The organism is Aquirufa sp. (assembly GCF_044342065.1).
Taxonomy (GTDB): Bacteria; Bacteroidota; Bacteroidia; order Cytophagales; family Spirosomataceae; genus Aquirufa.
In genome coordinates, this window is sequence record NZ_JBIIQN010000002.1 from 174,496 (window position 1) to 187,899 (window position 13,404).

The 13,404-nt window shown below is 44.2% G+C and carries 8 protein-coding genes; 6 read left to right on the forward strand and 2 right to left on the reverse strand.

Annotated elements, in window-relative coordinates; genetic code table 11:
- The first annotated feature begins 20 nt into the window (after positions 1-20).
- Positions 21-404, forward strand: a complete 384-nt coding sequence (locus ACIQZ2_RS01700; protein WP_395767112.1) for a VOC family protein — start codon at positions 21-23, stop codon at positions 402-404.
- Positions 401-2,548, forward strand: coding sequence for a DUF4954 family protein (locus ACIQZ2_RS01705; RefSeq protein WP_395767103.1), 2,148 nt, complete (start codon positions 401-403; stop codon positions 2,546-2,548). The genes ACIQZ2_RS01700 and ACIQZ2_RS01705 overlap by 4 nt, the downstream gene beginning before the upstream one ends.
- Positions 2,549-2,878: 330 nt before the next feature.
- Here ACIQZ2_RS01705 and ACIQZ2_RS01710 read toward each other — a convergent pair whose 3' ends face one another.
- A complete protein-coding gene (locus ACIQZ2_RS01710) occupies positions 2,879-4,477 on the reverse strand; it encodes a M28 family peptidase (protein ID WP_395767104.1) in 1,599 nt (532 codons plus the stop codon).
- A 105-nt stretch (positions 4,478-4,582) separates the two neighbouring features.
- Here ACIQZ2_RS01710 and gcvP point away from each other — a divergent pair, with 105 nt between their 5' ends.
- The 4 genes from gcvP (at position 4,583) to rocD (ending at position 12,572) form a co-directional block, all read left to right on the forward strand.
- Positions 4,583-7,459: an aminomethyl-transferring glycine dehydrogenase gene (gene gcvP / locus ACIQZ2_RS01715; RefSeq protein ID WP_395767105.1), complete on the forward strand. Its 2,877-nt coding sequence runs from the start codon at positions 4,583-4,585 to the stop codon at positions 7,457-7,459.
- A 167-nt stretch (positions 7,460-7,626) separates the two neighbouring features.
- Positions 7,627-10,029 (forward strand): 3-hydroxyacyl-CoA dehydrogenase NAD-binding domain-containing protein, encoded by a 2,403-nt coding sequence (locus ACIQZ2_RS01720; protein ID WP_395767106.1) that lies wholly within the window; start codon positions 7,627-7,629, stop codon positions 10,027-10,029.
- Positions 10,030-10,031: 2 nt separating this feature from the next.
- Positions 10,032-11,207: an acetyl-CoA C-acyltransferase gene (locus ACIQZ2_RS01725; RefSeq protein WP_395767107.1), complete on the forward strand. Its 1,176-nt coding sequence runs from the start codon at positions 10,032-10,034 to the stop codon at positions 11,205-11,207.
- 147 nt (positions 11,208-11,354) lie between these two features.
- Positions 11,355-12,572: an ornithine--oxo-acid transaminase gene (gene rocD, locus ACIQZ2_RS01730; RefSeq protein WP_395767108.1), complete on the forward strand. Its 1,218-nt coding sequence runs from the start codon at positions 11,355-11,357 to the stop codon at positions 12,570-12,572.
- On the opposite strand, the gene ygiD is transcribed toward rocD, so the two are convergent.
- On the reverse strand, positions 12,569-13,378 hold the full coding sequence (gene ygiD, locus ACIQZ2_RS01735; protein ID WP_395767109.1) for a 4,5-DOPA dioxygenase extradiol: 810 nt from the start codon (positions 13,376-13,378) through the stop codon (positions 12,569-12,571). The two genes, rocD and ygiD, sit on opposite strands and share 4 nt — an antisense overlap.
- Positions 13,379-13,404 lie beyond the last annotated feature (26 nt).

Below are 13,404 nucleotides of genomic sequence, written 5' to 3' on the forward strand. Positions count from 1 at the left end.
CTAAGGAAGGAAGGAAAGATATGATCACAGGAATTCACCACATCGCAATTATCTGCTCAAACTACGAAGTATCCAAACACTTCTACACTGAAAAATTAGGTTTTAAAGTCATTCGTGAGGTGTATCGAAAAGAGCGAGACTCCTATAAACTAGACCTGGAAATTAATGGCTTATATCAAATCGAACTCTTCTCCTTCCCCAACCCACCTGCAAGAACTTCCAGACCAGAAGCAGCGGGATTACGACATATCGCTTTTGGCGTTGACGATTTAGACGCCATGATCCACAAATTAAATCAGCAAAATATTACATCTGAACCCATCAGAATCGATGAATTTACGGGAAAACGGTTTACTTTTATAGCAGATCCAGATGACCTGCCCATTGAATTTTATGAAAAATGAACCGAATAGATAAAAAACCACTAGCAGATTTAGGTTATCATTTTGTTACACCTGAATACCTGCAAGCCGGTTCCGATGAATACCTATACCGCAATAAAAATATTCAACCTACTGAGTATCGAAGTCTTTCTGGTCGTGAAATCAATATTCTGGAGGCAAATTTAAATGAAGCCGAAAACTGGAAAGACATCTGGGTGAAAGATGGCTTCAACCCCTATCTCGTAAAAAATTGCCGCTTTTTCGGTCTGATTCGTATCGGCGTTTTGGAATCTTGCTACCTCGAATTCAAAAATCTACGCATGCCCGTCGGGATTTACAATTCCACCATTATATCCAGTGATTTTGGAGACAATGTGGCAATCGACCGGATCAATCTATTGTCCCATTTCCAAATCGGAAATGAAGTCATGATTCTGCAAGTAAATGAGTTGGCAACTACCCCAACTGCCAAATTTGGCAATGGCATTGTGAAAGATGGCGAAGAGGAACGTATTCGTATTTGGCTTGAATTAGGCAACGAAAATGGCGGTCGGAAAGTCATCCCATTCATAGGCATGCGTCCAGCAGATGCATTTTTGTGGACACAAGATCGGGATGATAAGGAGCTTCAGCAAGGCTATTTTAACCTTACCCAACAAGAATTTTCAACACACCGAGGCTACTATGGTCAAATCGGGGATCGAACCGTCATCAAAAATACGGGGATCATCAAGGACGTCAATATGGGTTCGGACACCTACATCAAGGGGGCGAACAAACTGAAAAATCTGACCATCATTTCATATCCGCACGCCTCCACGCAAATTGGGGAAGGTTGCGAAATCGTCAATGGAATTATCCATGAAGGTTGTCGGATCTTTTACGGAGTTAAAGCGGTGCGTTTTATATTGGCAGCGCATAGTCAATTGAAATATGGCGCGCGATTGATCAACTCTTTTTTAGGAAGCAATTCGACTATTTCATGTTGTGAAGTATTAAATGCTCTCATTTTCCCGGCACACGAACAGCACCATAACAATTCCTTTTTATGTGCAGCAATCATCCATGGCCAAAGTAACATGGCCGCCGGAGCAACATTGGGTTCAAACCACAATTCCCGGGGAGCGGATGGTGAGTTGCAAGCTGGCAGAGGATTTTGGCCAGGTTTATCCGTGGCGTTAAAGCATAATTCAAAGTTCGCGGCATTCAACTTAATTTCAAAAGGCAATTACCCAGGTGAAATTCACAATCCGATTCCCTTCTCCTTATTGGGTAATGATGATAGCACCGGAGGTTTGTTGATCATTGCTGGGTATTGGTTTCAATACAATATGTATGCCATCGCTCGAAATGCCTGGAAATTTGCCGCGCGCGACCAGCGGGTGGAGAAAAATATGCTTTTGGAATTTGACTATTTGGCACCAGACACGGTCAGCGAAATGCTAAATGCGCGGGATTTATTCTGCCAATGGGTCGGAGATGCCCTTGAAAAAGATGCAACAGCAGGCCAGGCTTGGCTCGAAAACCCAGCAAATGCGCATGAAAATTTAGCGGTTTGGGCGACCGGTATTGAAAACTCGAAACGTAAAACTCGCGTAGCCAAAATCCACCGGGCTTACCAGATTTTTGGTGATTTATTACAATACCATGCAGCCAAAGAATGGGTTGCCACTTGTTCACGAAATCCCCAACAAAGTCCGCTGGACATATTGAACAAAACCCTCAAGAACGCGACGGCCATTCAAACCTGGGATAATTTAGGGGGCCAACTAATCCCGTCGGGAGCCGTAGCACAATTAAAAAAAGACATAAAATCAGGTGATATCAAAACTTGGGAGGCTGTGCATCATTTTTATGAGAATCAGGCCGCTCGTTACCCCGAACAAAAATTTGAAAATGCACTTAATGGATTATTGAAAGTTAATCCAAAAGCCATCGAAAATATCCCCTATTGGCTTGAAAAAGCTGTAGAAACATCCCGCTTCCTCACCGAGGGAATCGAAAAATCCCGAGCCAAAGATTATCAAGACCCTTTCCGCTTAGCCATGTTCGGTAATGCCGAGGAGCTCGAAGTGGTAATAGGGGATTTACATGATAATGATTTCATTCAGCAGTCGAAACTGGCGCAAAAGGTTTTTGAGGAGAAAATAAAAACATTACTGTAGAGACGCGATATGCTAGACTTGTAGAGACGCGATACCTCGCGTCTTAATAAAAAATAGACGCGAAGTATCGCGTCTTAAAAAATAATAACAATAGAAATCGGCGTAAATACGCCTCAAACTTTGGCAATCCTTTAAGGTTTGCCAAAGAAAAAAAACTGTAGAGACGCGATATGCTAGACTTGTAGAGACGCGATACCTCGCGTCTTAATAAAAAATAGACGCGAAGTATCGCGTCTCTACATACAAAAAGCCCCAAGCAGCGCTCGGGGCCCTAAAATATCCAATGTCCACTGACCAACGTCTAACGTCCAACGTCTAGCGTCTAGATGATTATGGTTTATTCGAATCCACCTTCAAACGCTCTTCACGATTCGCAATCTCCCAAGCCATGTAGAATACCAACCGACCTACTTTTTGAACTTGGTCAAATTCAATTTTCTCTACATCATCACCTGGCATGTGGTAATCTTCATGCACACCATTAAAAAAGAATGCCACTGGAATACCATGTTTGGCAAAATTATAATGGTCTGAACGATAATAGAAACGATTGGGATCATTAGGATCGTTGAAACGGAAATCTAAATCCAAACCGATGTGCTTCTTGTTTTGATCTACCAAAATCTCCCGTAAGGTCGACGATAATTTATCAGAACCAATCTCATAAATGTAATCCGGCTTGCCTATATGCTCATCATCAATACGACCTGTCATATCCGTATTGATATCGCAAACGGTATTCGCCAAAGGAAACAATGGATGATTTGAATAGTACTCAGATCCCAATAAACCTTTTTCCTCACCGGTAACCGTCATAAACAAAATACTGCGACGTGGTCTTTTTCCTTCCGCTGCTGCCTTACCAAAGGCTTCCGCTAATTCCATCACAGTGACCGTTCCTGAACCATCATCATTCGCACCATTATTTATCTTTCCATCAAACGAAATACCGATATGATCGTAATGCGCTGTTAATATCACAACTTCTTCCTTCTTGTCCGTTCCTTCTAAATAACCTACTACATTATACGTATCTACCGGTTTTTCCGTGCGCTCAATCGTTAAGCTAATCGGAGAAGATTTAAATTTCGAAACCACTGATTTCTTAGCAGCAGCTACACTTGCCTTGTATGCAAGCAATTCTGCTTCCGTAGTACCTAAAATTTCTGCAGCCATAGCTGAGGATATTAATAAGACTGGCGCCTCGGTTGTTGATGCTGCAACATCTGCAAATACCATGCGCTCATTGCCAAATCGCTGCATCATCACCTGTCGCTGACGCAATTGATTTCCAAAATCTTTCTCCGATTTATCTGAAATCAAAATCAAACCTGTGGCACCTAATGCCTGCGCGCGCTTTAATTTTTCTTTCCAACCATCGCCCTTTCCAAAGGCCGACGGATCTTTAGAACCCGATAACACGTAATTTCCTTGGGCATCTTTCGCTTCCCCTTCGAACGCCAAAACGTATTTTCCTTTCGCATTCAATTTATCATAATCAATAAATCCAGCTTGCTGAACACCATATCCGGCGAAAACCACCGGAAACTTGGAATCAGCTGCTACGGGAGCCAAAGCGCTAGCCATAAATTGCCCCAAATAATCATATGACTTACCTTTTATCGACAATGCCACCTTCGTCCAAGAACGATTTACCAAATCGACTTTTTGGAAATAAGAACCATTCACAGGCGCTAAACCCGATTTCTTAAAATGATCTGCGATGTAATTCGCAGCTACTTTTTGTTCAGCAGATCCCGTATTACGTCCTTTCAGACTATCTGATGCAATAAATGTTAAGTGCTTTTTTAAGTCTTCCGCCTTAATTGTTGTGGCGTAAGGTACTGGATTCGATTGAGCGAATGCACTCAAAGAAATTAAATTAGCGGTCAAAATGAACGCTACTACATAGTTTGTTATTTTTTTCATTGATCAAAACAAATTTTAGGAATGCGAAGTTAAGGAATCAAAAATAAATCGCTAAAAAAAGCTTACTTTTGTGGCGATTTTTCTATCCAAATTCAGACGAATTTTATGACCCCAAATTTTAAGTATCGGGAAGATTTCTCATTGCGTCACAACAATGTTGAGCCTGCCGACGTATCCGCCATGTTGAAGGAAATCGGCGTAGCTGATTTAAATACACTCATCAATCAAACTGTACCCGAAAAAATTCGTTTGGCACAAAGCCTCCGCCTACCCGAACCAAAAACTGAATTTGAATTCCTGCGTGATTTCAAACAAATGATGGGGCAAAATAAAATCTTTAAGAGTCACATCGGTTTAGGCTATTTTGACACGTTTACGCCAACCGTCATTTTGCGCAATATTTTGGAAAATCCATCTTGGTATACTGCCTATACGCCCTACCAAGCTGAAATCGCACAAGGCCGTTTGGAAATGTTGTTGAATTACCAAACCATGGTCATCGACCTAACCGGCATGGAACTCGCAAACGCATCCCTCTTAGATGAAGGAACAGCTGCCGCGGAAGCCATGACCATGTTATATGGTCAGCGCCCAGCTGAACGCGCAAACGCAGAAACCCTTTTCGTTTCCTCCCTTTGCCTGCCACAAACCATCGATTTGTTGATGACCCGCGCTGAGCCTATCGGCATTGAAATCGAAGTAGGTGACCATACCAAAATTGACTTAACCGATTCGAAATATTACGGAATCGTTTTACAATACCCTGCTGCTAACGGCGAGGTTTTTGATTATAAAAATTTTGTCAGCGCTGCCAAAGAACAAAATCTACAGATTGTTGTTGCTGCGGATTTATTAGCCTTGACTTTATTAACGCCGCCAGGTGAATGGGGAGCGGATGTTGTCGTAGGAAGTTCGCAACGTTTCGGTGTACCGATGGGATTCGGTGGTCCGCATGCTGCCTTCTTTGCAACCAAAGAAAAATACAAGCGTAGTATTCCCGGTCGTATCATCGGCGTTTCTGTAGATACCGAAGGAAATCGTGCCCTTCGCATGGCTTTACAAACCCGTGAGCAACATATCCGTAGAGAAAAAGCAACTTCAAATATCTGTACTGCTCAAGTATTGTTGTCCATCATGGCAGCTGCCTACGGCATTTACCACGGACCAGAGGGATTGAAAAAAATCGCGTCGCGCGTGTATGGGTTAACGGAATTACTAGCCGCCGGTTTGAAAAAATTAGGCTATACCTTAGAGAACGCCCAACACTTTGATACGTTAACCGTAATCACAGGAGATCAAACAGAAGAAATTCGCGAATACGCGGAAGAATCAGAGCGCAATTTCAGATATTACAAAAATGATGCGGGTAAATTGAGCATCGCGCTTGATGAGACTACCGCAGAAGATGATGTGATTGAGATTTTGGCATTTTTCCAACGTGCCCAGGGCCAACGAATCCTTGGAGATGAGTTGACCGTCGCTTGGACAATTCCTGCAGGATTAACACGTTCATCGAACTTCATGTCGCATGACGTCTTCAATCGCTACCATTCAGAGCATGGCATGTTGCGTTATTTGAAGTCATTGGAATCCAAAGATTTATCGATGGTGCACTCCATGATTTCATTAGGATCATGTACGATGAAATTGAATGCAACCACGGAAATGATTCCGGTAACTTGGCCAGAATTAGGTAAAATGCATCCATTTGCACCGGCGTTTCAGACGCGAGGGTACCAACAAATGATTACGGAATTAAGTAAGTGGTTATGTGAAATCACGGGCTTTGCGGCGATGTCCATGCAACCAAACTCGGGTGCTCAAGGCGAATACGCAGGCTTGATGGTGATTCGTGCCTACCATGCCTCGCGTGGAGATTCGCATAGAAACATTGCGCTTATTCCCTCGTCTGCACACGGAACAAATCCTGCTTCAGCAGTCATGGCCGGTATGAAAGTAATTGTAACGCCTTGTGACGCAAACGGAAATATCGACGTAGCTGAGTTACGCGCTAAAGCTGAAGAGCATAAAGATAATTTGGCATGTTTAATGATTACCTACCCAAGTACCCACGGGGTATTTGAAGAAAGCATCATTGATATTTGCCAAATGATTCACGAATTTGGTGGTCAAGTATATATGGATGGAGCAAATATGAATGCACAGGTGGGATTAACTTCCCCGGCGCGCATTGGTGCCGACGTATGTCACTTGAACCTGCATAAGACCTTCTGCATTCCTCACGGAGGTGGTGGCCCAGGCATGGGGCCCATCGGCGTGGCGCCACAATTGGTTCCATTCTTGCCAGGTCACGTAATAACAGATTCAGTGGATGCCCCAGCACACGGAGCCGTTTCTGCTGCACCCGTAGGATCAGCTTCTATTTTAGCTATCTCCTACGCGTACATCGCGATGATGGGAGGCGAAGGGTTAACGATGGCTACCCAAACAGCCATTTTAAACGCAAACTACATCAAAACGCGTCTAGAAAAAGAATTCCCGATTCTATATACAGGTTCGCAAGGACGCTGTGCCCACGAAATGATTGTGGATTGTCGGCCGTTTAAAATCTCCGCTGCCGTTGAAGCAGAGGATATCGCCAAACGCCTGATGGACTACGGTTTCCATGCTCCTACCCTTTCGTTCCCGGTAGCTGGCACCTTGATGATTGAACCAACCGAATCAGAAAATAAAGAGGAATTAGATCGTTTCTGCGATGCGCTTTTGGCCATCCGCGCTGAAATTCGTGCTATCGAAGAAGGCCGCGTAGAAAAGACAAATAACTTGTTGAAAAACGCACCACATACCCAAACTGTCGTGCTTACAGCTACGTGGGACAAATCGTACACGCGTGAGGAAGCTGTATTCCCACTTCCGTATGTAAAAGCCAACAAATTCTGGCCTAGCGTTTCACGTATTGACTCCGCGTATGGCGACCGCAACCTAGTTTGTGCATGCGAACCTACTTCGAGTTACGCATAAATAAATCTTTTAAAGTCCCTCTGGAGTAGTTCAGAGGGATTTTTATTGATAATTTAATTAGTATGCTTGCATAACATTTTGTTTTTTCTTTATATTTACTGCGTTAGAAGTTGGCAAGACATAGACCTTGACATCTTCACGTTACAAACATTCTCAAACTTGTTAACATGAATCGTTCCATTAAACGCGTAGCCATACTTGGCTCAGGAATCATGGGCTCACGCATCGCCTGTCATTTCGCAAACATTGGCGTTCAGGTATTGCTTTTGGACATCGCTCCCAAAGAACTGAACCCAGAGGAACAAGCAAAAGGCCTTAGCCTGGAGCATCCATCCGTGAAAAATCGGATCGTCAATACGGCATTTCAACAAACTATACAGGCAAAGCCCGCATCGCTTTACAGCAGCGGCTTTGCCAAAAACATCAAACTAGGCAACTTCGATGATAACCTATCCGAGATAGCCCAAGTAGACTGGATTATGGAGGTTATCGTGGAAAATTTAGCGATCAAAAAATCGCTTTATGACCGTGTCGAGCAATTCCGTAAACCTGGAACGCTAATTACCTCGAATACGTCCGGTATCCCCATTCACCTGATGGCCGAAGGTCGTTCAGATGATTTCCAAAACCACTTTTGTGGTACACACTTTTTCAATCCGCCACGTTATTTACGGTTGTTGGAGATCATCCCAACCCCCAAAACGGATCCCAAAATCATCGAATTCCTCATGCATTTCGGCGAAACCCAATTGGGCAAAACAACCGTATTGTGTAAAGACACCCCGGCCTTTATCGCTAACCGGATTGGAGTTTATTCGATGATGCAGACCATGAAAGTGGTAGAGGAATTAAGCTTGACGGTGGAGCAGGTAGATAAGTTGACATCGAAAGTAGTCGGCCGACCGAAATCCGGGACCTTCCGTTTATCCGATGTCGTGGGTTTAGATACTACAGTACATGTGGCGAACAACTTGAAGCAAGCATTGACAAATGATGAGAGTAAGTCGATTTTCGAATTACCCAACATGCTTCAAAAACTCATGGAGAATAAATGGCTCGGTGATAAGACTGGCCAAGGATTTTATAAGAAGACCAAAGAAGGCGGCAAAACCGTCATCCTAAGTTTAGACTTACAAACATTTGAATACCGTCCGTCGCAAAAGGTTTCATTTGAAACTTTAGAGCGCACCAAGGCCATCGATAAATTAGCTGATCGCTTTGCTTATTTATTAGCCGGAAAAGATTTGGCAGGAGAATTTTACCGCAAAACGTTCTTAGATGGTTTCCGCTACGCCTCGATGCGCGTACCTGAAATCGCGGATGATTTTGTTAAAATTGACCAAGCGATTTGCGCAGGCTTCGGTTGGGAAATGGGCATCTTCGAAACGTGGGATGCGATTGGTGTACAAGCCGGCATCGACCTAATGGCTGCAGAAGGTATTCAACCAGCCGCTTGGGTGACTGAGATGGTAAAGGCGGGTCATACCAGTTTTTACCGAGCAGATAATGGCGAGCGTCAGTACTATGACATTCATACAAAAAAATACCTAACCATTCCGGGTTCCAACAAGCAGATCAATCTACAAATATTAAAACCAACCAAAACTATCTTCAAAAACGACGATGCGAGCATCATCGATATTGGGGATGGCATCATCAACTTGGAATTCCATTCGAAGATGAATACGATGGGCCAAGGGGTTTTGGAAGGTATCCAAAAAGCATTAGACCTAGCAGAGAAAGATTACCGTGGTTTGGTGATCGGAAATGAGGGTGTAGAGGCATTCTCGGCGGGAGCGAATTTGGGGATGCTGTTTATGTATGCGGCCCAGCAAGAATTTGATGAAGTAAATCAAATGATTGCCATCTTCCAGAAAACCATGATGCGCGTTCGCTATTCATCCATTCCGGTGGTAGTTGCGCCGCATACTTTGGCACTCGGTGGAGGAACGGAAATCAACTTGCATGCAGATAAAATCGTAGCGCATGCTGAATTATACATGGGATTAGTGGAAGTGGGCGTAGGCTTAATTCCAGCCGGTGGTGGAACGAAAGAAATGGCTTTACGTATGGGCGATGCGCGTAGGAAAGGCGATGTCGAACTGAACCGTTTACAAGAAGCTTTCATGAATATTGCCACAGCACGCGTGAGCACATCGGCATATGAAGCACTGGAAATGAACTACTTACGCAAGGAAGATCGCATTGTTTTGAATCGTAGCCAATTGATTTCGGAAGCGAAAAAAGAGGCGATTGCTTTGGCGGAAGCAGGTTATGTACAACAGCAACCACGAAGTGATGTGTGGGTGGAAGGAAAGCAAGGTTTGGCTTTATTTAAAGCGGGAATTCAAGGCATGTTGATGGGTAAATACATCTCCGAACACGATGCCTTAATTGCCAATAAACTAGCTTATGCGATTTGTGGGGGTGATTTAGATACGCCACAAATGGTGACTGAAGATTACTTAATCGACCTAGAGCGCGAGGCATTCTTGTCGCTTTCAGGCGAACGCAAAACATTGGAACGAATCAGTAGCTTATTAAATGGAGGTAAACCTTTAAGAAATTAATCATGAACGCATATATCATAGCAGGTTACCGCACGGCGGTGGCAAAAGCAAACAAAGGTGGATTTAGAACCATGCGACCAGATGATTTGGCAGCAGAGGTGATCAAACATTTGATGGCGCAAGTTCCTTCGGTGGATCCGGTGTTAGTCGAAGATTTAATCGTAGGTAACGCGATTCCGGAAGCCGAGCAAGGCATGCAGATGGCACGTTATATTTCATTGTTATCATTGCCAAAGAGCGTACCTGGATTCATCATCAACCGCTATTGCGGATCAGGATTGGAAGCGATTGCCTTAGCTTCTTCCAAAGTTGCTGCTGGCATCGCAGATTGCATCATCGCTGGTGGAACTGAATCCATGAGTATGTTACCGATGATGGGGCATAAAACGGTTTTGAATTACAACATCGCATCTGAGCATCCCGATTACTACATCGGGATGGGCTTAACAGCTGAAGAGGTTGCGAAGAAATATGAGATTACCCGTGAAGAGCAAGACGCATTTGCGTTGGCATCACACCAAAAAGCACTAGCAGCACAGGCTGCTGGGCATTTTGACGCTTCGATTGTACCGATAAATGTATCTGAAAATTATTTCGATGCGGCAGCGGGTAAGAAGCAAACACGTACTTGGACCGTTTCAAAAGACGAAGGACCACGTGCCGATACGACGATTGAGGCATTAGGAAAATTGAAACCCGTATTTGCCATGGGCGGAACGGTGACAGCAGGAAATGCCTCACAAACTTCGGATGGAGCTGCATTCGTGTTGGTGGTATCTGAAGCTTTTGTCAAACAACATAAATTGGAACCTATCGCGCGCATGGTAACCTACGCAACCGCAGGTGTCGAGCCAAGTTTAATGGGTATCGGTCCGGTGGAAGCGATTCCATTGGCTTTGAAAAAAGCAGGATTGAAACTGAATGACATCCAACAAATCGAGTTGAATGAGGCCTTTGCGGCGCAGTCTTTGGCTGTCATCAAAACTCTCGGTATCGACCCAAGCATCGTCAATGTGAACGGAGGAGCGATTGCACTAGGACATCCGCTGGGATGTTCAGGCGCTAAATTGTCCATTCAATTGTTCGACGAAATGAAACGCCGCAACCAGAAATACGGAATGGTAACTGCTTGTGTAGGTGGTGGCCAGGGGGTTGCGGGGATTTACGAGCGACTTTAATAAATCATGTAGAGACGCGATGCGAATCATGTAGAGACGCGATACCTCGCGTCTTAAAATAATAGACGCGAAGTATCGCGTCTCTACAATAATAAAAAACAGACGCGAAGTATCGCGTCTCTACCTTACCGCGTACATCATCAACAAATGACATCAAACGATTACATCCGCCTAGAATCTGAATACGGTGCCCATAATTACCATCCCATCCCTGTCGTTTTGGCGAAGGGACTAGGAGTACATGTTTGGGACGTAGCAGGTAAAAAATACCTTGACTTTTTATCTGCTTACAGCGCGGTTAATCAAGGTCATTGCCATCCGCGCTTAATTCAGGCAATTACGGATCAGGCACAAAAACTCACCTTGAGTTCGCGCGCTTTTCACAATGACCAATTAGGATTCACGGAGAAAAAGCTCGCAGAGAAATTCGGTTATGAGAAAGTATTGATGATGAATACCGGCGTCGAAGCCGGGGAATCCGCCATCAAATTAGCGCGTAAATGGGCCTATGAGGTGAAAGGCGTTCCAAATAATCAAGCTCAAATCATCGTAGCAGAAGGTAATTTTTGGGGTAGAACGATATCGGCAATTTCCTCGTCGACTGACCCGAGCAGCTACACGAATTTTGGCCCCTTTACACCTGGATTCATCAAAGTACCTTACAATGATTTAGTGGCCTTGGAAGAAAAACTGCAAGATTCAAACGTGGCAGCTTTCATGGTCGAACCCATTCAAGGCGAAGCAGGCGTTGTTTTACCGGACGCAGGCTACCTGAAAAAAGCATCTGAACTTTGTAAAAAACATCGGGTTTTATTTATCGCTGATGAAATCCAAACGGGCCTAGGACGGACTGGTGCCTGGCTAGCTTGTCACCATGAATTTGTACATCCCGACATTTTATTGCTTGGCAAAGCTTTATCAGGCGGCTTCATGCCCGTATCTGCAGTTTTGTGCAGCGATGAAATCATGTTGACCATTAAACCGGGCGAACATGGGTCAACTTTCGGGGGAAATCCATTAGCATGTGCAGTAGCAAATGTAGCGATCGATATCTTAGAAGATGAAGATTTAATTGAGAATGCCGAAAAACGCGGCAAACAATTAATGAAATTCCTTGAAACCCTAAAAGCAAAAACAGCCTTAATTCGGGAAGTACGTGGAAAAGGATTGCTTTGTGCGATTGAAATAAATACCGACGAGTCAAGTCCCGTAGCTTGGGAAATTTGCCTTGATTTTATGCGAGCGGGGCTTTTGGCTAAGCCAACGCACGGAAACAAAATACGATTAGCACCACCTTTGACTATTTCCAAAACAGAAATGGATCAAGCCTGCGAAATTATTGAGAAAGTATTCTTTGGCTATTAACGAATCTCGAAACACCGCATCGATATTCCTCCGTATACTAGCTGCTCATAGGTCGTATGAACTTGTTCATCTTCACGAGCCAATGCCAAACTGTACAGTAATGGAATGTAATGATCCGGCGTAGGAACAGCGAAGCGACCACCCGGTGCGCGTTCATAATCTAAGAGTCCCTCGACATTTTTATCAGCAATTAATTTCGCCGACCACCCATCAAATTCCTGCGCCCAATCGTAGCCAAAATTCTCTTGCCCCGAACTCAGATTAGGTACGCTGGCTTGTAAATTGTGAACAATATTGCCACTACCGATTATTAAGACCCCTTTTTCGCGCAAAAACTGTAACTCACGGGCTAATGAAATATGATATCCCAATGGCCGCGAATAGTTAATCGACAACTCGAAACAAGGAATAGTATGTTGCGGAAACAGATGACACAAAACCGTCCATGCTCCGTGATCCAATCCCCACTCGGTCGTTGGCTGTACTGATTTCACCTCCTCCGCCAGCGCAGACGCAAAAAAAGGACTGCCCGGTGCCGGATATTGATATTGATGTAATTCACGCGGGAAACCGCCAAAATCATGAATCGTTTCAGGGTTAGGGGAAGCCTGGACAAAGGAAGCACCGCGCGTCAACCAATGCGCTGAAACCACCAAAACAGCTTGCGGTGGGGCGATGGAAGCGCCCAATTGATTCAAAGATTGTGTAAATGGATTGTCCATTAACGCATTCATCGGACTGCCATGCCCGATAAACCAAACGGGCTGACGATCCGATGAACGTAATTCAATGGGTAAAATCGGCATACTAGCGATTCATGGAAACCAAAAAC

Coding starts and splice junctions, on each gene's coding strand:
- ACIQZ2_RS01725 (WP_395767107.1), top strand. CDS start 10,032: ATGAACGCATATATCATAGCAGGTTACCGCACGGCGGTGGCAAAAGCA.
- ygiD (WP_395767109.1), bottom strand. CDS start 13,378: ATGCCGATTTTACCCATTGAATTACGTTCATCGGATCGTCAGCCCGTT.
- ACIQZ2_RS01705 (WP_395767103.1), top strand. CDS start 401: ATGAACCGAATAGATAAAAAACCACTAGCAGATTTAGGTTATCATTTT.
- ACIQZ2_RS01720 (WP_395767106.1), top strand. CDS start 7,627: ATGAATCGTTCCATTAAACGCGTAGCCATACTTGGCTCAGGAATCATG.
- gcvP (WP_395767105.1), top strand. CDS start 4,583: ATGACCCCAAATTTTAAGTATCGGGAAGATTTCTCATTGCGTCACAAC.
- ACIQZ2_RS01700 (WP_395767112.1), top strand. CDS start 21: ATGATCACAGGAATTCACCACATCGCAATTATCTGCTCAAACTACGAA.
- rocD (WP_395767108.1), top strand. CDS start 11,355: ATGACATCAAACGATTACATCCGCCTAGAATCTGAATACGGTGCCCAT.
- ACIQZ2_RS01710 (WP_395767104.1), bottom strand. CDS start 4,477: ATGAAAAAAATAACAAACTATGTAGTAGCGTTCATTTTGACCGCTAAT.